A 21,243-nucleotide genomic window follows, 5' to 3' on the forward strand; every position below is an offset into this window, starting at 1 on the left:
CTAACTAGGGTGGTCCCCTAGTTGGCTAATACATAGATTTCAAGAGTAATGAGGCGATGGATTATGCAAAAAAAATATGGTCATCTGATAATTTTGGATGAATTAATTCAAAATGGATATAAAATGTATCACTGTCTTTGTGATTGTGGACAAGAAACACTTGTTTACCATTCTAATTTAGTTTCCGGTCGAACAAAAAGTTGCGGGTGTGGAAATGTTAAAAACAGACATAAATATAAGGATTTATCCAACAAAAAATATGGTGAACTCCTTGCACTTACCCCAACAGAAAAACGTAGTGAAGGAACTGTTGTGTGGAAATGCCAGTGTTCATGTGGCAATGAAATATTAGCTTCGGCAAAACGATTGCAACGAGGAGAAATCAGGAGTTGTGGATGTCTTAAGGAAAAACAGTTTCACATTGAAACACAAATATTTGGTAAGCTGACCGTCATTGAACCATTAAATAAGAAGTTAGATTGGAAAACAAAATGGAGATGTAAGTGTAGCTGCGGTCAATTATGTGAAGTAAGCTATGGCAACTTATCATCTGGTCACACAAAAAGTTGTGGTTGTTTGAAAGGAGTTGAAAGTAGAACTTGTGTAAAAGGAACAATTGTCGAATGTTTGAAAGCTAAATTGGCAAAAAACAATACTAGTGGCGTAAAAGGGGTTTACCGTTGTCGGGGAATGTGGGTGGCCTATATTACTTTCCGTGGAAAACGACACTATCTGGGTATGTATGACGATTTAAGTGAAGCAGCGCTGGCGAGAAAAAGAGCCGAAGATAAATATTTTTTGCCGTTGTTAAAACAATTTTCGAGCTGATAGCCAAATTTCCTGATTGCTTTTATTTAAACCATTGAAAAAGGAAAAGAAATATAGATTTTAGTAATAGTAAATACTGAATGTGAGATTGTTAGAATCAACGATGAAAATAGGAGGATAGTATAATGTGGCAGGCCAGCCTTAGACATCTATTTAAGAAGAAAAGGTTTCAAGACGTTCGACTTCAAGAGTATTCAGAGAACATTTTGAGAGAGTTTGATTTTCTTATAGAAAATATTTCGCCAGATAATCTCAGAACAACAATCACAAAAATTAATGTAATACAGGAAAAAGCTAGTTTACTAATGTTTTTTCTAGAGATAAATGAGGAAGAACAATTAACGAGTGATAGAATTATTGAATTAATAGAAAAGGGGTATCGAGATACATTTCTGGAAAAGATATCTTTTGGAAATGATTTAACTAATAGGTATTCGTTACTCGAAATACTGGAGTGATAATTATGATGTATTTGTGGGATATAAATTTTGTGAAATATGCAATTGAAAAAAGAAAAATTTCAGAGAAAGAATTAAAGTCACAACACATTGTCGTTCTTGAACAATTCGAGCGTATAAAAAAACAGGCAGAACTGTTAGTAAAAGAAGTAAATAGTAGTAATTTTGAAAATATACTTATACAATTACAAGTTTTAGATTTGAAATGCCAAGCGATCTTGAATTATATTGGGATACCACAAAATGGGTATAAAACTGATGAAGACTTTTTACAACATTTAACAGAAGAGGCTTTGGGAACATTGAAGGATAAGTATATTAACGATGGACAAGACGTTTATTTTACCTCATTTATTAAGGAAGTTCTTATTAGAGAATTGCAAGATATTAAAAAGGAGTGGACCTTTCAAGAAGAAAAGGGAAATTAAATTTCAAAAATCAAATAACATCTTTTGAAGTAGCAATTGCGAGCTAAGATCAGAGGATAATATTTTTTACTAATAATTTAAAACAATTTTCGATTTAATGTCCAGTTTTGTGTTCCCTTTTTGTTTTTAGTAGTGAAAGGGGAAGAAAGAATATGGATATTCGTGATGAAAAATGTCGAGTGTACGAACAACTGAGACTATTGATGGAGGAAAGAAGGGAGCTTTCAAAACAGTATTTTGATCTAAAAGAATACTTGATCCATTTAGAAGATAATCAAGTCACGACAAATTCTGTTAAAGCAATACATCGTGAAGTGGAGCCAATGAATTTAGAAAATGAAAAGGAGCTCCAAGATTACTTTACTCAGCGAAAAGCAATCGACAACCATCATCGATCTTACAAAGATTACGGGTTTATTATTGCATCAATCTTGAAAGAGTCAGGAAAACCACTATCCGCCAAACAAATTTATCACAAGTGGACGGAGTCATATGAAATTTTTCCGGATTATCGCAATTTTGTAAATAATATTCTTCCAAAAATTAATCGAGATGAATCAATCCCTGTTGAACGTGCTATGAGAGGATATTGGCAATATAGACTTAAAACCTAATTTGTCCGTATATCTTTTTCCTTTCGAATTTTCAAAGGAAGAAGTGACAGTGATGAATCAGAATTTTGATTTTGCAAATGATGATGCACAAATTATTAGCTATATTCAAAAAACAGTTCACAATACGGCAATTAATTATTTTGCTAAAAATAGCAAAATAAAAGATACTGAATTTGTTCCTGGACAAAAGACACTAGATTATTTTATCGAGGAGCAAGTTATGTATCCACAAGAAACTGTTACGGTGGTATCTGAAAATTTTCCGCTAGATTTCTCTAATTGTGCTTTAGCCACTGAATTCCAAAAACTATCTGATAAAGATCAATCTCTACTGATTCAAAAATATATTTTTGGATATTCAGACTATGAAATTTCCATTCAACTATCGATGACAAGGCAAGGTGCAACAAAAAAGCGCCAACGTATTCTAGGAAAAATTCGAAAACATCTCCTTCCTTAATTTTAAAAAACTATATGATTCGTGCTCCTCCCTGAAGCACTGGCCATGGAAAATCAGTGCTAAAAATGGAGGATGCGTGAAATGAAGTCATTGGCAGAACTCGTTATTCTTGTTCAAAAGGATGATGAAGAGGCGTTTTCTCAAATTGTGAACAGTTTTAAACCATTGCTGATTAAAGAATCTTGTCGTAATGGAAGCTTTGATGAAGATTGCTATCAAGAGTGTATGATCAGACTATATTTAGCTCTTAAAAAAATTGATATTACAGAATAATTACTTTTAAAGATAATTGTGTAGTCAATTTCTTATAGTAGTTCAGAAAGGTAGGGACATAGTTATTGACCTACCTTTCTTTGATGAAAATAAATATTTTTAAGGAGAGATGTTTATGATTTTATTTTTATTGGGCTTGTTTATAGGGGGGATAAGTGGAGTTGTTGTAATGAGTTGCTTAGTCATAGGAAAATTTGATGATATAACCTCCGGAAGAGAGTAGATTTTACAGTGATATAAGTAATGATGATAGCTGCATTTTGCAGAGGTGGGAGTAAAAATGAAACGAAAATATATTGTGCTTACTTTGTTTGTATTATTTTTATTGGTAGTATATTCTCTTTTGACACCCTTTTCTAAGGATGTTGTAAACATGGTGATAGTAATAGTTGGAGCTGTTTTGATAGTCATAACGGTATGCTATATCGTTTTTCAAAAGTCAATTAAATAAAAAGAGACAAATTTTGGTTCATGGAATCAATAATATTTAGTAAGATTATTATGCGAAGATGCATAATAAAAAAATGAGTACACATATACAAGTACCCAGTAATATGATATTCGCTATTCTTAGTGAAGATAGTAACAAATAAACGAAAATGGAGAGCAAAAATGTTAAAAGAATCTAACGAGTTACTAAAGTTTATGGCTAAGGGAAATGTTTTGTTTGTTTTAGATAGTTCTGCAATTTTAGATATTTATAAACATGATCAAGCTTATTCGTATAATTTACTAAAAGCATATCAAGTATATTCTGAAAATCTTTGGATACCAAAACAAGTCAAAAAGGAAGTAGAAAAAAATCATTACTGTGTTAAGGAATCTAGAAAAAAAGAGATAGAAAAACTCCCTCAAAATATAAAACGTGCCCTCAGTAAATTAGAATCTAGTATCTTATCATGTATGAAAAACCCAAAAAAATATAATTATCCTGGAACTGTGAAACTTGAGAACGATATTAGTTCTAAGATATCAGAACTTGAAAAAATAGTTGATGAGTATAAGTGCGAAATTGATACCTTTCCAGAAGAAGATCAACCAGATGTGATAAATAATCTTTTAAGAGAACTAGAACAGTCAAATAAAATCGGTGAAGGTTATGATAAATTTGACAAATTAAACATTTATATTGAGGGAAACGTGCGTTATGGTTTAGGAATACCTCCTGGTTTTGAAGATGCCAAACTTAAAGACAAAAAAGATCCAAATGGAATTCAGAAATTTGGTGATTTAATTATTTGGAAGGAAATACTTGATAAAGTCAGTTCAGAAAAAACTTCTCTTCTTTTTATAACAAGTGATGTTAAAGAAGATTGGTGGAAGCTAAATAATGATAATAAAATTGAAGACAAACATCCAATGTTGAATCTTGAATTTGAAAAGCGAACAGGTCTTCTTAAGAATCAATTTGAAATGCTATATACAGGAACTTTTTTTAGTTTAATGTTGGGAACGGACGAGTTTCTAAATAAAAGTTACGATGACTCGGTAAAACTTATTGCTACTGACTATTCTCTAAATTCTATAGATAAACTTGAATCAATTATAACGATAAATAATATTGAAGGAAAAATAATTGACGAGCTTAATCTTTATTATGAATTTATAAATGGAGATTTTTCATTACAAGTTGAAAATTCTTTAAATGATATAGAATTTAATGAAATCATTAATACTGAGATTTTAGATACTGAAGTATCGATTAAAAGTAACTGTTTAGTGATGGAGATAGAACTAAATTCTACTTGTTGTGTTACTGCTGAATCAATTATTTATGATAATTCAGTTGAATTTGAATACGATGTTACTCTATCTTATTTTTTGATAGTTTCTATCCCGTTAATTGATAGGAAGAAAATTAAACAAGACACAAAAATCCCAGAATACAATGAAGAGAATCTACTTGATTTCAGTGATATTGAAACAGAGTATGCCTTTGGAGAAATAATAGAGGTAGTCAATACTAGTTCTCCTTTTGATGAAATGACTGAATTATGTGTAAAATGCCAGATGAGAGAAGGAGTATATGCGATATCTAATGGAGATTTAGTTTGTTCCAGTTGTTCAGAAAGTATGTCCCTTTGCCCAGATTGCGGTCGCTTTTTCCCACAAGGCTCGATTGGTGCTTTTTGTGATGACTGTACGAGTAACCATTAAAAAAATGAGATAAAACAAATAATTGATAACTATTAAGTTGAAGATATCTGCTAATTTATTAAGGAGGCTTTAGCCTTATGTATGAAGGATATATTTATAAAGTTTACAAAAATTTTGGAGTATTAAAGGCAGAAATTAATAATAAGAATGTAAAACTTCTGTTCTATATCTACCCTGATATGGTCAATGGAAAAGGCTTTAGGATTACTCGAAAGGTGACATTCGACCTGACTGTTACTCAAGTAAGAGGCATAAAAATGCAACTTGCATATAATTTGAAATCAATAAAGAGCTTGAAGATGCACAACTTTAAATTTAATGACTATGAATCAATAAAAATTGATGATTATCATAATTTTATTTACAAAAGATTTTATAAGGAAGATGGAGAAATTCTTAATGAACTCATTGAAAAAGATAAAAGATTTAAAGAAAGTATCTTGAAGTGGGTACTTTTTCTAGAGCAGAATTTGAAAGATGTGATTATTGCTTCCGTCTTTAAATATAAGATTGATCGAAAAAAAATTTATAAAGAATTAGCAGAGAATTTTTCAACTAAAAAGCTACATAATAATATTATGAAGAAGTTGAAAAAAATTATATGTTTAGAAAAGAGTTTGAGTTATTGTCCATTGATCGTAGCAACAATGGTGATATCAAGAACTTTGAGATAAAAGATGCTCCACTCGCTTTGTATTTGGAAAATACTACGGTGGATGAATTAGGAAAATTATTAAATGTAATATCAGATAAATTTTTTTGTCATAGTACAGTATATGATGATGAGAAAATAATTTTTATGGAGCAGATTAAAGAAATGTTTCCAGAATTATCTTTGATCAGGAATGCATGTGCTCACGGTAATCCTTTTGTACCATTGATATTAGATGACAATTATAGTCCAAGCTATCTTTACGATTTATCGTCTGTTGATCCACATTTCAATTCTGGAGATAGTGCAACAGATTGGAAACTTTTTGAACCTTTAAGATGGACAATGCGACAATTAACAAAACGTGGAATGGCTCCTTTCTACAAAGGAGGATTACAGGTTACGGGTTTATACACAGCAAAATATATTCTAATTAATCCAGCCAGAAGGTCGTTCTTTTCATTTCTATATATTATAGAGTTTTATTTTAGATACGTAGATGTAGCAAAGAAAAATGATTTTATCATAGATTTGAAGGATTTTATTCTTATCTTTGGAGAAGATGAAAACATAGAAAGTAATATGTTTAACAATTATCCAAAAGAAAATCCTGTTTTTCATCAAATACTTAAGTTTATTTACCCTCTGTATTTTGAAGATGCTTTTTGGATATTAGCTCACGAATTATAAAAGTATTGTTTAAGTATAAATTGACAAATATAACGAATAGCGTTTCTATTAACGATGAGAAATTGGAATTTATATGATTGAAAAAGGCAGAGCATAGATAAAGTTACAGCACCTATTTTCAAACGAATAGATTTCGATTTCAAAATGTTTCTAGTTAGAGACACCATAATAAATAGTCTTGAAATTAAAATTTATAGAAAGTTCAACACTCAAAAGGAATGCTGGACTTATTTTACAATTAAATTTTATTTCATTTTTGAAAAGCAAGTAAATCAGTATTACGTTCGTTATTGCGGATTTTATTACAAAAATACAAAATTACAGATGCTCATCAAATTCGCAATAATACAATCAACTGGAACCCTTTATTGAGAACATTCTAGAACTATTTATTCTTACTACCTATATAGTATAATTATTTTATATAAGCACGGTGAAAGGATGTTGGTTATGTATATATCATCTATATCTTTAAAAAATTTCCGAATATTTGGCGATCAAAAAACTAAAATAAATTTTAATAAAGGGCTAACACTCCTCGTTGGGGAGAATGATTCAGGAAAATCAGCAGTTATTGATGCATTTAAAATCGTATTGGGCACAACTGATTTAAATTGGTATAGAATAAAAGATTCTGACTTTAATAACGAAGATATCACTAAAGAAATTGAAATAGTGTGTAAGTTCTCTGATTTAACAAATGTAGAATGTGCTGCCTTCCTTGAATATTTAACTTATGAAAAATCTTCGGATACTGAGGATATTCCAGTGCTCTATGTAAATTGGAGTTGCAAAATGTTGCTTAATTTGACCCCGTTCAGACCAATCACTCGTATTACAACAGGAATAAATAGTGATGGCCCTACTTTATCTCAAGAGGCAAAAGAACTACTTAGGGTGACACATCTTAGAGCGTTACGAGACGCATATAGTGATATGCAGTCGGGTAGAAATTCGAGATTGTCTCAAGTTATGCAAAATATTCCTAATTTGAATGCAGGCAGAGATACATACACGGAAGATAGTGAACTTAATGAACTATCGTTAACTGGCATTTTCAATCTTTCCAACCAACTCCTATCAGATTATGTTCCATTAAAAAGAGCAAGCCAAAAAATGTCTGATATACTCGATAAAAAAATGTTACTAAAAAACGATGACATTAAAGTAAGCTTAAATGTTTCGGGTGTGGAAAAGACAGAATCAAAAAAGATTGTTTCTCTGTTAGAAAAGTTGGATCTAACAATAGATAAAGATACTTCTAGTCTAAAGGGATTGCCAGGTTTAGGTACTAGTAACATTATGAGTATGGCCTGTGAACTTTTGTTAAAAGAAAATAGTCAGGAGTCTAGTCAATTTTTACTGATTGAGGAACCTGAGTCACATATCCACGCACAAAGGCAACTTAAACTAATAAAATCATTACAAAATGAAACTGAGCAGGTAAATCAGCAAATTATCCTGACAACACATTCTCCTTTACTTGCATCTGTCGTGAAACTTGAAAATATTATCATAATAAAAAGTGGGACTTCTTATCCACTAGCGAAAGGTTATACAAGACTGGATAATGAAGATTATACTTTTTTAGAAAAGTATATTGATGCTACAAAGGCCAATTTGTTCTTTTCTCGTTCTGTAATTGTTGTAGAAGGACCCGGAGAAGCATTATTGTTGCCTACACTTGCTACATTATTGAATAGAGATTTTACAGATTATGGTGTTTCACTAGTGGATGTTCGCGGAACTGGGTTAAGAAGGTATTCGAAAATATTCCAAAGAGAGAATGAAAATGTCGAACCACTTAATATAAAGGTTGCTTGCGTAACAGATCGTGATGTGATGCCAAATTGTGCTCCAAGAATTGTCCTTGATAAATCTTTTCTAGATGATGGGTCAAATTGGCCAATAAAAAGTACTAGAAATTGGACTGCAGAGAGAGAGTTTGAGTCAAAAATAGATAAAGAAGAGCATCTAGATAAAATAAAGCAAAAGGCCGATGGTCAACTAGTTAAAACTTTCGTCTCGAACTATTGGACTTTAGAATATGACTTACTGTTATCTAGTTTAGGTAGCGAAAAGTTGAAGGATATCATGATTGATTCTGTAATTAAGACATCCTATAAGCCTAAAAATCATGACAAGAAGAAAAAAGAATTGGAAGAGTTGTTAAGAGAAGCTTCAAGTGATGAAGAGAAGGCCGCATACTTTTATAGTTATTTCACATCGGGTAAAACATCAAAGGCAGATTTTGCTCAACAATTAGCAGTAGAGCTGGAAAGTAATTATAAGGTAGGATCCACAGAATTAGCTGATAGTCTGCCAAGCTATTTGAAAGAAGCAATTTATTATGTCACTGAGAAAAGTGAAGTGATTGCATGAATATATTGGATGAAATAGTTATTACTGATGAGGATATTGATTGGGTAGAGTCAATAATGGAAGGTAATATATCTTTCGATAAAGAAAGAAGAAATATCATTAAAGATTTGAGATCAATAGATATTCAAGCGTTTCCAGGCAGCGGGAAAACCACTGTACTAGTTGCTAAACTTGCAATATTAGCGAATAAGTGGACTTCAACTTCATCAGGAATATGTGTCCTTTCACATACTAATGTGGCTAGGGAGGAAATAGAGAAAAGAATTGGAGGAACTAGTGTAGGGGGGAAACTTTTGAATTATCCGCATTTTATTGGTACCGTGCATTCTTTTTTTACCACGTACGTAGCTCTCCCCTGGATGCGATCAAATAAAAAGAAAATTGAAGTTATTGAAACAGATTTTACGATCGACTACAGATGGAATAGGGTGCCTAAATGGTATAAAGATAATATCTTTGAACCCCAATTTATCTCAAAATCATCGTGTTGTTATGTAGAAAAGTTAGGAAATTTAAAATTAAGAAAATATACACCAACTAGCGAGCCTTATAATATTATTGAATCAGTAATAAATGAATCGCACCAAAAAGGATATTATACTTTTGATGAAGTATTACTTTATGCAAAAGATGCTTTAGAAAATAATACATCTATCTCAGAAATTTGTTCAACGAGATTCCCTTTAGTTTTTATTGATGAAGCACAAGACACCAATGCTTCTCAATACGAAATGATTCAAAAGTGTTTTGTAAAGTCTGTTCAGCAAGGGTTTGGAGACGAAAATCAAGCAATTTATGGTTATATTGGAGAAGTTAGTAACTTAAATTTTCCAAGATCAAACCCTTTAGTGCTCTCTCAAAGTAAAAGGTTTTCAAACAGTGTTGCCAGCTTAGCCAATCCATTGGCCATTTCAAAATCTACTATGGAGGGTGTGAATAAAGAATTTGAAAATAAGCAACATGCAATTTTCATTTTCAAAAAAGAAGAAATTGGAAAAGTACTAGATGCTTATGGAAAGTATATTTTAGATACTTTTACTGATGAAGAAATTCTTAAATACAAAAATGATGGGTGTTATGCCGTTGGATTAATTCATAATAAAAATGGTGAAACAAAAGAAAAACAAATACCAAGAGGGGTTTTCGATTATTATCCTCAATACGAAGCAAAGTCTATAACTAAAGGATATACGAAAAAGTATCTAATTGATTATTTTAGAGCTGGTGAACAAAGATTTATAGAAACGAATGCTACTTATGAGCAAATTGAATTGATTTTATTAGGCTTTAAACAAGTTGTACTTAGTGATCCATCTGAAAAAAAAATAGGGAATACGAAGAATTTAATAAAGTTTTTTTCTGAATATCTTGTAGAGAGAGAAAAGATTTTACAATTCAGAAAAAAACTCACCCTCTTAAGGGAGTATAATTTAGATTCAGAAAATGAATGGAAGAGATGTTTGGTAATAGCGAATGAGATATTTAATCTTTTAGAGGTTCAACTTACTGATAAAAATTTTTTAAAGTGGATTCCGACTGCAAATGTATCAACACCAGAGTTTCGTAGTGGTCATGAAACCAAAAGTAGTCAGAATGAATATCGCTATGAATTGGATGGAAGAACTGTCAATATTAAGTTGAATAGCATACATGGTGTTAAAGGTAAAACACATCTGTCCACCCTTGTATTAGAGACATATCATAAAAGCCATCGATTAAAACAAATTTTGCCCTATATTTATGGAAAAAAACATACGCCAAAAAGCGAAAGCGAAAATAAAAATCTTAAATGTCATTATGTTGCTATGACAAGGGCTAGAGGGTTACTATGTTTAGCAATTCCAGAAGGAGAGTTGACTGTAACTGAACTAAAAAAGCTAGAAAGTAAGGGAATGAAGATTATATATTTGTAGAAGTATTTTTCAAAAAAGAAGTTTGACTCTATTTAATAGTGTTGATGACTATTCCTCTTTGTGATTAAGATTTACGCTAAGTTAGTGAGGAAGATAAGATGGATTTTCTCACTTATCAAGATAGAAATATAGTTCCAAAATTTCCAAAACTATATGAAGGAAAAGCTGGATCGGCTTATACTTTACAAATACTAACTTATTTCTTGTTCTGCTAAGTGGATTTTCTTAGAATTTGACACTGGCAATATAGATTTCTCAGTTAAATATGTATTTTGAGGGACTCTAAGATGAAAAAATTGAAAACCAAAAATCATTTTGTACCAAAAATTTACCTCAAGCAATGGGCAACTATAAATAGAATATATGAGTACAAATTACTGGTGTCTCATGAGCAAGTTCCAAAATGGAACAGCGTATCTATAACAAATACGTCCACTGTTGATTCATTATATTTATATGTAGAAGAAGGAGAACTGAGTGATGAGATGGAGGATTACTTTTCAAATGAGTTTGAAATGAAATTCGGAAGTTTTGTTGATCATGTGAACCGTAAGAAGCTAATTTCAGAGCTTGATCATGATTATATTTCAAAATTAGTTGTTGGCCAGTATCTTCGAACTTTAAGAGGATACCAATGGGCACAAAATATTGTGATAAAACAATATCCTAAAATTATTGAGGAACTTAGTCAAAAAATGAATCATGAATTAGCGAACAAAGGTGAGATTCCTAAGAGGAAAATAGACAAATACGACATGTTGCTTCCTCTAAAAATGGATATTAATCCAGCTGATGGAGATAAGTCTTTATTGAAAATAGAATCCTATGCAGGAAAATCTACATGGATAATGGGTATCAAGCATGTGCTTAATTCAACATACAAGGCTCTAAATTCAGCTAGTTGGACTATATACGAAGCTCCATTAAATTTTTACTGGACTACATCTGATGATCCAGTTATTTTTCTCAATTTCTATGGAAAAGATGACTATGATTTTAATGGTGGCTTCGGCAATCCGGGAACAGAAATTATCTTTCCAATTTCGCCACAAAAACTACTTTATACCAAGATTGGAGTTAAGTCCGAGGAAGAATATTTAGTGGCTACATACAAAGTGGCCGAATTATTTCAAAAGTTGATAGTCGAGCACGCATTTACCAAAGTCTATTCTCAAGACAAAAACCATAGAGTTACCAAAATTAGAAAAAGAACTGTAGACAAAGACAAGTATTCTGATGTCGAACAATCACTTAAAAATTTTCATCGAAGTTATATGGAGAATGAAGTACCTTACCTAGAGTTGAATTTAGAAAATTATAGCACTAGCAAAGACTTAACCTAATTTTACGTAGAACTTTTTTGGATATTCCTGTTTTTTTGAGGTTACTTGGCTGTAAAATAATATGTAGATTAGTAGTCACCAGTGTATCTGTATCCAATTACATCATAGACATCATAGAGGAGAACGGTGACTTTTTTTATTATCATAAATACTTAACAAATTAGGGGTTAAAACTGGTTATTTGTTTTAAATGATTCGATGATAAAATGTAGATGATTACAATGAAATATGCATAATTTCTAACTAGAAGGGTCAGGTTTCTAATGACATTAAAGCCACAAATACAGTTATTGTTTGATCAAAATTCAAATTATAATGAACCGGGTCAGGCGGTGAACCTAGCGAGTTCTCTTGAAACATTGTCAGGTGATTTATATACTGATTCAAATCGGTTTATTTATGAACTTCTTCAAAACGCGGATGATTCCTATAAAAATGGAGAACCAATAAGGGTATGGATAAAACTATTCGACAATAAACTAGTAGTCGCTCATAGTGGATCAGTGTTTTCAGATAAAGATTTACGGGGAATTTGCAATATTAATAACGGAACAAAGAGAAGTGACATGTCGAAGACAGGCTATAAAGGAATAGGATTCAAAGCTGTTTTTGGCCATTCTCAGAAAGTTATCATTTATAGCGATGGAGAGTATTTTTCTTTTGATGCAGCATACAATCACCCTTGGAGATGGAAAGGCAATCGACAAAACTGGGAGTTATTTAATGATCGACAATTTGTAATGCCATGGCAGATTATCCCAATATGGACAGAGAATAATAGCATTGAATCAGACATCAGCCTTTATATTAAAAATATTCGTGCTAACGTTGCTACAATAATTGAACTGTCAAATGTAGTTGAAACGTTAGAAGCATTGGACTTAATTGCAAATAATGCCAATATTTTTCTTTTTTTAAAAAATGTTTGTGAGATAACATTCGAATTAGATAAAAAAGATGTCATTTCAGTAAGTCGTGACAGAGATATTATTACTATTCAAAAAAACTCACAAAAGCCTTATAAATGGCTAGTAACTGAAAGACAAATATCAGTTCCAGAGAGTGTCCGGACTCTCTTAACTGATGAAAAAAATATTCCAGACAAGTTGCTACAAACTACGGAAATTACAATTTCTCTCGGAGCAAAGATTGGTGACGATGGACTTTCAAAGTTAAAAGATACGGATCAACGAATTTTTGCATATCTTCCAACAGAAGAAAGAAAATATGATATTCCTGTTCTCGTAAACACTAATTTCCTAACATCTGCTAACAGGGAAAGCTTACATGTTGATTCAAAATGGAATCAATGGATATTCAGTGAAGTTGCGAAGGCTATTTTTGAGTGGATATCCGACCTAGTTCAAGGTGAATACGGAGCGCAGGCATACTTTTTATTACCTGAACATATTAATGGAAATAGCTTGGGTTCTAGTTTTAATAGAGGGTATGATGAAGCGCTTAAGAATACACCTTTTGTGCTTACCGAAGAAAGAACTGTGAAAAAAATTGACGAAATAATAGTTGATTTTACTAACATTTCCAAAGAAGACTTTATTGATGGATTCTGTATTAAAAGATATGTTGAACAAAAAGCTGATACGAGGATTACGGGAAAGAGGTCGTTCTCTTTATTTTCTCAATTCAATCGTGAATTAAAAAAAATGGGAGCAGCTAGTTTGTCTTGGAACGATTTGGATTCTCTCTTCTCATCGAATGACTTTATGAATACTCATTCTCCTGAAGATAATATACAATTGATCAATTTTTTTAAAGAGTGTTTTGATGATCCAAAAATTCAGGAAGTTACCAATCAATATCTAAGGAAGCTATCCTTTGTATTATCACATAAAAATAGCATGTTACCACCCGAACAAGTTTGTTTCCCAGAAATATCAGATCAGAGATGGGATAAAACTCAGAGTGAACTTTCCTTTATTAATTTCGTTTTGTTGGAACAACTTCGATCTGATATTGCCACTAGGCATTGGCTTGAATCGCTCGGTGTTACTGAAAAAACTGATATTACGTACATTATTCAAAATTTGATCCCGTTCATTGATACTTACGTAACCATTGAAAATGCGGTATCGGTTATCTCTGATATATTTAATCTCTACCTAAAAGGGGAACTTCCTGATGAATTATTCACTAAACTAAGCCCAATTAGATTATTAACTACCAGAGGAACGCTCGTTCCCGCTAGAGATTGTTACCTTTCAGATTATTATGGTCCCAGATTGATTATCGAAAACATTATAGAGAAAGATATTTTTGTCAATGATTCCTACTTTACAGGAAGTAAGGGAGATAAGGATAACTGGAAGGTCTTTTTTAGTAAGCTAGGTGTAAAATGTGGAATTGAAATAGTTCATGATCCTTTATTTATAGATCTTAGAAAAGATTTTCTGGAAGCAGAAGATAAGTACTTTAGGCCATTTCTTTCAAGTTTCCTAATTGATAAGTATAAAGGGCTAACCAGTCTTAGCTTCTTAGAGGATACAGAGAACAACTTTCCTTTTGCAAAAGTGTTCTGGGGGGACGTTGTTCATAATGTCGATATAGATAAGCTAACTATGTCGGCAACGGGATATTGGGGAAAAACTGGGTATCCTGGGAGAATATCAGGAAACCAAGTAAGTAACTATCTTCCGTGGTTCATAAAGAATATCTCTTGTGTTCCTACTACGCTGAAAACGTGTTTGACAGCAAATAATGTATTTTTAAACTCTGAAGAAATTCTAAAAATTTCTGGTCCTTATTTGCCAATATTTGAAGGTGAAGATTTAACGCCAGATTGGAAATCATTTTTTTCCTTTAAGACATCTTTTTCCTTATCGGATTATTTAGAGATTTTAACAAAAATTTCTCAGGACACCGATGATGGAAAAGTAAAAAAAGAAAATATTGAAAGAATACAGATAGTATACTCAAAAATTCTTGATTTAACAGCTAATTTAAGTAGTGACGAGATTCTAGAAGTTAAAGAATGGAGTTTGAATAGTTCGCTTCTAACCACAACGGGTAAATTTGAAGAATGTGGGAAAATAAAATTCTTTATCGATGGAAATGAGTCCATTTTTCAGGAGCAATTCCAATTTCTTGAACTGAATTCTGAAAATAAGCAGCATCCATACTTGAGAACATTACTTGGGCACTTTGATGTTAGAATTTTAGAACAAAATCAATTTATAGTAGAGGCGGTCAATGAAGAATATTGTAGTGGATTAGAGAACAAACTAATTGCAGTGGTACCTGCACTGACTGAGTGGATATCCTTTGAAGAAAGTCAAAATGTTAAAATTTTAGATACAAATGAATTAATCAGATCCATAGAAGAACTAACTATTTTTGAAGCCGATAAATTAGAAATAACCTATGAGGGTATTGATTTTATAAAGAATGTGAATACACATTTTGATGGGAAAATACTATATGTAACTAAGCCTTGGTATAGTAATAGCGTGTTACTTTACCTCAGTGATTTGCTTGCAAGATACTTTGGATTATTTGGTCAAAATAAAAAAGTTGATTTTCTCCTTCGTTCTACTTATGAAGAAATAGTTGAATACTTTAATCAAGAGGGTGTTCCTCTTTCAGATCAAATAATAAGTAAAATGAAAAATTCAAAAACTGAGACAAGTCCAAAGTCTTTTGCGGAAGTTGAGGGAAGAGTAAAAAAGGGGGTTACATCACCTCAGAATTATCACATCTCAGATCCAGATTACAAAAAGCTATTATACGTACAAAAGATGATAGATAGATCTGTCAAAAATGTTTTAGACTATCTTGAATTATTGCCTGAATATGACTGTTCTGGTCAGTTTCAAATTGCTCCAAGTATTATTGGAGGTATTACTAAGAATGGCAATGATTTAACGATTGTGGCCCGACCATCAGACAATAATCAAGTGATTTTATTTTATACATCAGAGTTTGATGTACTCAAGTATGTTGATGCAGAACTATGGTATGAAGATGGAATAAATGTACCCAAAAAAATGTCTATAGGACAATTACTTGAAAAAACTGGTGTAAATCGAATACCTATCCATACTATAGAAATTACTGATGAAGAAGTTGTTGAACTAGCTAGGCAAAAAAATTCAGAGACATTTGAATGTTCTCCAGTGCCATTTGCACCTCAAAAGCTTGCACAAATAATTTCATCTTTTGCCAATTTAGCTGGCGGTAAGATCATATTTGGTATTAAAGAAAATCATATTGAAAAAAATGATATTATCGGATTAAGTTCTGATTATCAGATTCAACGAATAATAGAGAAAGTAGCATCTTCTTTTAATATTGTTCCTGATTTCAAATTTGACTGGATATGGTTTCAAGACAAGAGATTATTAGTAATTGAAGTAGAGGAATCAGATGATGAAATATTATGTGATGGTTCAAAATATATTCGAGTTGGGACTCAAACATTATTGGAAAGTGGTACAATAATACATCAGCAAAAGCTGTTACATGCTGATTTTGATCGAACAAAGGCTATCATTATAGCAATTGAGGAATATTACCCAAGTCCAAGAAATAGAATGCCCAGTGTAAGATATGCGAAAGCAGATGCCTTTTCTTTCAAAAATATGCTTCAGAATACGATGGATGTAAAAGACGAGGACATTCTGATGTTCGTAAATGAGGAAGCATTTCAAAATGTACTAGAGAATGAAATTAGTTCATTTGTCAAAATGTTAAAAGAAAAGGATAGATTAATCTTTTATTATGCTGGTCATGGATTCCATGATGGGTTAACAAATTATTTATCAACATATGATACTTACCCCACCAATATATTTGAAACATCTGTTTCTTTGGATCAAGTGTTGTTAACTCCGTTGAAGAAATCTGAATGTAAAAATGCTTTACTATTTATAGATGCATGTGCGCAAAAACTAAATTCGGGTATCGAAAGATCGGTGATTTCTGATTTACAAGATGATGAATTCAAAGTATTGACAACTTCATTCCCGTACTATGGTGTGTTCTTATCGTGTCAGGTTGGAGAAACATCTTATGCAAGTAATTTGTTAGCTCATGGAATTTGGACCTATCATTTAGTGGATGCATTGAGTGGTAAACATAAGGAGATACTACGAGATGGAAAATATTTAACTGATACTACGCTCCTCCATTTTCTTTCTGATACTGTGCCGGATTACACTTTGAAAGAGTTGGGGAAAAGGCAGAACCCTAAAACAATTTTAGACTCTACTCGAGAAAATATCATTATTAATTTTGACAAAGAGACTTTTGAACAATAGGACACTAATTCAACTATTAAAATCAAGGAGTTGGAGTAACTCTTCTTGCTAGTATTTTGTAAGTGTCTTGGTATCAAACTCTATAAAATGATGTCAAAGATGTTGGGACAAAGATTAATTCAGGAAACTATAAATTTAGTGAGAACTATAAAGAATTGGGAATGCTGTTCAAGTTTATCTTGCTGAAAAAATGAGTCGTCGAATCATTAGATTTTTATTGGAGCAACCAGAATTATTAGATTAAACTAATTAAGGAAAGCCTACACTGTTGATGTACTTTAATAATGATGATCATTTAAAAAAAGCAACTTTCTTTCAAAGAGAGTTGCTTTTTTGCATTCGCAATTGTCTTTATTAGTGTAAAGAAAAATGACCTTTGAAAATTGAATACAAAATCTATCAGTACTTTCCATTTGCAGGAGCATTTCTCAATTACGTCATGATGAGTAATCGGAGCGATAAATAATTGAGAGAAGAATCGTCAAATTCGAGCCATGATCTGCAAATGCAATAATGATACTTCCGTAATCAAATTGGCTCGCCATCACTGGGGAGAGGTGAAAATCCTATGTGCTTTTTGACATGAGCAGCTGGTAGATAAATAAATGTTTTTTATAATTTGTAACTTATGTTTTTTCGTGAGGCGCTGACGTAGGAAAGAGAAGGCGGTAGAATGAAGACAGCCACTCGGCAAGATATTATCAAGTTGGGATTTTCACGGTATTACGCTGACAAGATCTTCAGGGAATGCAAAGCTCTTTTAGTCACTAATGGGTATTCTTTTTATCGCAATAGCAAGATTAAAAGAATACCCGTGAGTGTCATTGAAGAGGTCTTACACATTTCTTGGGAGGATGAATACTGATGAGAAGAGTTGCAAATGTGTACAAAGACGAGAAGAGAGGAACGTGGTATTTTTCATTAACTTTGGGTTATGATCGTTTCGGAAAGAGAATTCAACCCACTAGAAGAGGATTTAAATCGCAAAAAGAAGCAAAAGATGCGATGGAGGAATTGAAAAAGAATTATTCTGATTCTCAAGAAATTTATTTACAAGGGATTACTTTTCGTGAGTTTTATAAGAAGTATTTTTTTCCATGGTATAAACTTGGGACGATTGAGAAAACTTACGTAAAAACCGATAAGACTTTAAAACGTGCTTTAGCCTATTTTGGAAACATGCAAATGGAAAAAATTCGACCAATTCATATTCAAGAGTTTCAACAATTTCTCGTTCAAGAATGTTCTGTCACGAATAAAGAAGGAAAAATACGTCCGCTTTCGAACAATTATATTAAACAGATCTTTAATAAGTTACGGATTATTTTTAAACGTGCGGTAGTTTTGGAAGTCATTGATGAGAATCCGGTAGATACTATTGGGAAAATCAGAACCCAGCGATCGGTTGTGGCATTTTGGACTGTTGATGAATTTAAGAAAGTATACAATTGTTCATATCGATGTGATTTCCAAGAAGAATTTTATAAACGAATGATGCGCTTTTTATTCGTGACTGGACTTAGAAGTGAAGAACTTTTTGCGTTACAGTGGCCAGATATTGATTTTCGTAAAGGAACTTGTAGTGTGAGTAAGTCACTCTATATCCGAACAAGAACGGATTATGATTTCTCAGATACTAAAAATACTTCAAGTATCCGAACGATTACCCTAGACAAGCAAACGATAGAAGACTTAAGGGAATGGAAAGAATCTCAAAAAACGATTGGGGATGACTTGGGCTTCATTTTTACCTTTGATGGTTTGCCGCCATCTCCAAAGACATTTTTAGGTCGAGTAAAAAAATTAGCTGAAGTTGCTGGTGTCAAACCGATTCACTTACATGGATTACGTCATTCTCATGTGGCATTTTTGATTGAGCATAATAACAATATCTATGCCGTTTCAAAGCGTTTGGGGCATTCTTCTGTTAAGACAACTTTAGATAAGTATGGGCATCTTTATCCCGATACCAATCAAACTTTAGCAGATGAATTTACTAAATTTGAAGTGTAATTTTTTTTGCGATTTGCTGCTGTCAAATTACTGTCACGAGCCGTTTTTAGCCGGTTTTTGAATTTTCGGTGTTGATATACCGGGCTTTAGAGGCTAGTTGTCGGAATCGAAAATGGATGAGGATGAACCGAAGAAGTAGCAAGGGTTTCATCGTTTTTGATAGCTTGAAAGTTTGTGAAATTTAAAAATATTCGCCCTATGTTCGCCCAAGTTTTTATTTGGGCGAACATAGGGCGTTTTAGTCCATAGACCTTTTTAAACGTTGGGCGAAAATATCTACAGCTTCATTTCTCATTTTCTTTGTAACGTGAACATATTTATCCATAGTGGTTGAGATACGTGAATGTCCCAGACGTTCTTGAACAATTTTCGGTTTTACACCATCTTCTAACAACATAGTTGCGTGTGTATGACGCAGTGAGTGGAAATTAAACTCTATGTTCAAATCTTTCTTTATTTTGCTTGCAGACCATTTAATAGAATTTGGTGTTACTGGTTCGCCGTTTTCTTTTGTGCATACAAAATTACTTTCATAGTAATGATTTCCGTATCTTAATCTATTTTCCATTTGTCTTTTTTTTTGCTTTTTTTAGTTCGTCAACGAGCATATCGTCAATGCTAATTGTACGATAGCTAGCTTGTGTTTTAGGTGTACCGATTTGAATGCCATTTTTATCTTGTAGCATAATTCTGATTACAGATAAAGTTTGATCGCTGAATGAGATATCATCCCAAGTTAAACCACAAACTTCATCACGTCTTAAACCAGTATGGAAGGCAATGACTAAAGGAACATGGAAGTCCGAGTGACGAGTAACCGATTCGAAAGTGATGAAGTTTGGGTCGAGGTTACTGAAGCTTTTGGATGGAAAGAAGTAGACAAAAAATATCTTATGCAATCCACAGGGTTGAAAGACAAGAACGGGTTGAGATTTTTGAGGGGGATATTGTGCAAGTTCTTGATTCGGTACAAGTAAACGAAATAGACCAAGGTGGAACATTTGTAGATACTCATTTCGATGAATTGAATGAAGTGGACTGCGTTGTTTTTTGGGACGGTGAAATTGAACGTGTCAAGTCGTTCAGAGATAAAGCGAAAGCTGATGCAGTTGCACTTTTAGTGGATGGAGCGGTAGTAGAAGGATGAGTAAATTTATTATTACACGTATTCAAATGATCAGAACTGGTTAGACTCTTTTAATAGTTGGGCTGGACATACTTGTCTAATGAATCAGGAAGGAAAACAAGAACATTTGGACTATACAGAAGCGAACATTCATTGTTTTAACAATGAAATGGCGTGTGGTCCTGCGATTGAGTTAATGGATGAAGCAGAATGATTATTGTAGGCGGCCAGAGGGGTTAATAAAAAAAGAACAGCAAAAATGCTGTTCTAGTTGAATATATTTGAAATGAAATCTGAAAAAATTTCGAATGGTGCAGCTAATAAGTTGCATAATCCTTCAAACATATAATCACATCCTATCTGGAATTAAACTTATCAAATAAATATTAAGAAACGTCTTGTATGACAAAAATGTTAGTCTGCAATTGCATGACAGCTGAATCTTGGAAGGAAGCAGAATGAACGAATACAAACGGCAACACATTATCAAACATGCTGTAGAAATGTATATTTCTACTTTAGCGAACCGGAAGCAGTGCTTGATTTTGAAATAAGAGGAGCTTACAAAAATCTGTTTGCTAACTAATTTCCATAAAATACTATGTAGCTAGTAATAGAGCAGAGAAGCTAAAT

Annotated in this window: 18 protein-coding genes and 1 pseudogene; 17 read left to right on the forward strand and 2 right to left on the reverse strand. The window is 32.5% G+C overall.

Annotated elements, in window-relative coordinates:
• Positions 1-63 precede the first annotated feature (63 nt).
• From JZO71_RS01455 to JZO71_RS01525, 15 genes are all read left to right on the forward strand, one after another.
• Positions 64-828 (forward strand): AP2 domain-containing protein, encoded by a 765-nt coding sequence (locus tag JZO71_RS01455; protein WP_206897825.1) that lies wholly within the window; start codon positions 64-66, stop codon positions 826-828.
• A gap of 125 nt (positions 829-953) precedes the next feature.
• The gene (locus JZO71_RS01460) at positions 954-1,286 is read left to right on the forward strand and encodes a DUF7006 family protein (protein WP_206897826.1); all 333 of its coding nucleotides are present in this window, start codon (positions 954-956) and stop codon (positions 1,284-1,286) included.
• 5 nt (positions 1,287-1,291) lie between these two features.
• On the forward strand, positions 1,292-1,714 hold the full coding sequence (locus JZO71_RS01465; RefSeq protein WP_206897827.1) for a hypothetical protein: 423 nt from the start codon (positions 1,292-1,294) through the stop codon (positions 1,712-1,714).
• Positions 1,715-1,866: 152 nt separating this feature from the next.
• Positions 1,867-2,328 (forward strand): hypothetical protein, encoded by a 462-nt coding sequence (locus tag JZO71_RS01470; RefSeq protein WP_206897828.1) that lies wholly within the window; start codon positions 1,867-1,869, stop codon positions 2,326-2,328.
• A gap of 52 nt (positions 2,329-2,380) precedes the next feature.
• Positions 2,381-2,788 (forward strand): sigma-70 family RNA polymerase sigma factor, encoded by a 408-nt coding sequence (locus JZO71_RS01475; protein WP_206898061.1) that lies wholly within the window; start codon positions 2,381-2,383, stop codon positions 2,786-2,788.
• A gap of 81 nt (positions 2,789-2,869) precedes the next feature.
• Positions 2,870-3,061 carry a helix-turn-helix domain-containing protein gene (locus tag JZO71_RS01480; RefSeq protein ID WP_081123249.1) on the forward strand — a complete coding sequence of 64 codons (192 nt, stop codon included), beginning with the start codon at positions 2,870-2,872 and terminating at the stop codon, positions 3,059-3,061.
• A gap of 612 nt (positions 3,062-3,673) precedes the next feature.
• The gene (locus JZO71_RS01485) at positions 3,674-5,218 is read left to right on the forward strand and encodes a PIN-like domain-containing protein (protein WP_206897829.1); all 1,545 of its coding nucleotides are present in this window, start codon (positions 3,674-3,676) and stop codon (positions 5,216-5,218) included.
• A 77-nt stretch (positions 5,219-5,295) separates the two neighbouring features.
• Positions 5,296-5,892 (forward strand): hypothetical protein, encoded by a 597-nt coding sequence (locus JZO71_RS01490; RefSeq protein ID WP_206897830.1) that lies wholly within the window; start codon positions 5,296-5,298, stop codon positions 5,890-5,892.
• Complete coding sequence (locus tag JZO71_RS01495; RefSeq protein ID WP_206897831.1) at positions 5,844-6,560, forward strand: hypothetical protein; 717 nt, start codon at positions 5,844-5,846, stop codon at positions 6,558-6,560. Before JZO71_RS01490 ends, JZO71_RS01495 begins: the two co-directional genes overlap by 49 nt.
• Positions 6,561-7,010: 450 nt before the next feature.
• The gene (locus tag JZO71_RS01500) at positions 7,011-8,942 is read left to right on the forward strand and encodes an ATP-dependent nuclease (protein ID WP_206897832.1); all 1,932 of its coding nucleotides are present in this window, start codon (positions 7,011-7,013) and stop codon (positions 8,940-8,942) included.
• Positions 8,939-10,855 (forward strand): UvrD-helicase domain-containing protein, encoded by a 1,917-nt coding sequence (locus tag JZO71_RS01505; RefSeq protein ID WP_206897833.1) that lies wholly within the window; start codon positions 8,939-8,941, stop codon positions 10,853-10,855. Before JZO71_RS01500 ends, JZO71_RS01505 begins: the two co-directional genes overlap by 4 nt.
• A gap of 287 nt (positions 10,856-11,142) precedes the next feature.
• Positions 11,143-12,198 carry a DUF4238 domain-containing protein gene (locus tag JZO71_RS01510; RefSeq protein ID WP_206897834.1) on the forward strand — a complete coding sequence of 352 codons (1,056 nt, stop codon included), beginning with the start codon at positions 11,143-11,145 and terminating at the stop codon, positions 12,196-12,198.
• Positions 12,199-12,461: 263 nt separating this feature from the next.
• The gene (locus JZO71_RS01515) at positions 12,462-17,471 is read left to right on the forward strand and encodes a sacsin N-terminal ATP-binding-like domain-containing protein (RefSeq protein ID WP_206897835.1); all 5,010 of its coding nucleotides are present in this window, start codon (positions 12,462-12,464) and stop codon (positions 17,469-17,471) included.
• Positions 17,472-18,144: 673 nt separating this feature from the next.
• Positions 18,145-18,336, forward strand: a complete 192-nt coding sequence (locus JZO71_RS01520) for a DUF3173 domain-containing protein (protein ID WP_016171849.1) — start codon at positions 18,145-18,147, stop codon at positions 18,334-18,336.
• On the forward strand, positions 18,336-19,484 hold the full coding sequence (locus JZO71_RS01525; protein WP_206897836.1) for a site-specific integrase: 1,149 nt from the start codon (positions 18,336-18,338) through the stop codon (positions 19,482-19,484). The genes JZO71_RS01520 and JZO71_RS01525 overlap by 1 nt, the downstream gene beginning before the upstream one ends.
• Before the next feature lie 238 nt (positions 19,485-19,722).
• Here JZO71_RS01525 and JZO71_RS12405 read toward each other — a convergent pair whose 3' ends face one another.
• Together JZO71_RS12405 and JZO71_RS12595 are read right to left on the reverse strand one after the other, a co-directional pair.
• Positions 19,723-20,052 carry a tyrosine-type recombinase/integrase gene (locus tag JZO71_RS12405; protein ID WP_242590339.1) on the reverse strand — a complete coding sequence of 110 codons (330 nt, stop codon included), beginning with the start codon at positions 20,050-20,052 and terminating at the stop codon, positions 19,723-19,725.
• Entirely contained in the window at positions 20,042-20,170 is a 129-nt protein-coding gene (locus JZO71_RS12595) for a hypothetical protein (protein ID WP_430733273.1), read from the reverse strand. Before JZO71_RS12595 ends, JZO71_RS12405 begins: the two co-directional genes overlap by 11 nt.
• Before the next feature lie 108 nt (positions 20,171-20,278).
• On the opposite strand from JZO71_RS12595, the pseudogene JZO71_RS12600 reads away from it, so the two are divergent.
• Positions 20,279-20,436: pseudogene (locus tag JZO71_RS12600) on the forward strand (YopX family protein); the annotation flags it as partial.
• Positions 20,434-20,631: a hypothetical protein gene (locus tag JZO71_RS12605; protein WP_206898071.1), complete on the forward strand. Its 198-nt coding sequence runs from the start codon at positions 20,434-20,436 to the stop codon at positions 20,629-20,631. The pseudogene JZO71_RS12600 and the gene JZO71_RS12605, both read left to right, overlap by 3 nt.
• The last annotated feature ends 612 nt before the right edge of the window (positions 20,632-21,243 follow it).

The organism is Candidatus Enterococcus courvalinii, assembly GCF_017315945.1.
GTDB classification, from domain to species: domain Bacteria; phylum Bacillota; class Bacilli; order Lactobacillales; family Enterococcaceae; genus Enterococcus_B; species Enterococcus_B courvalinii.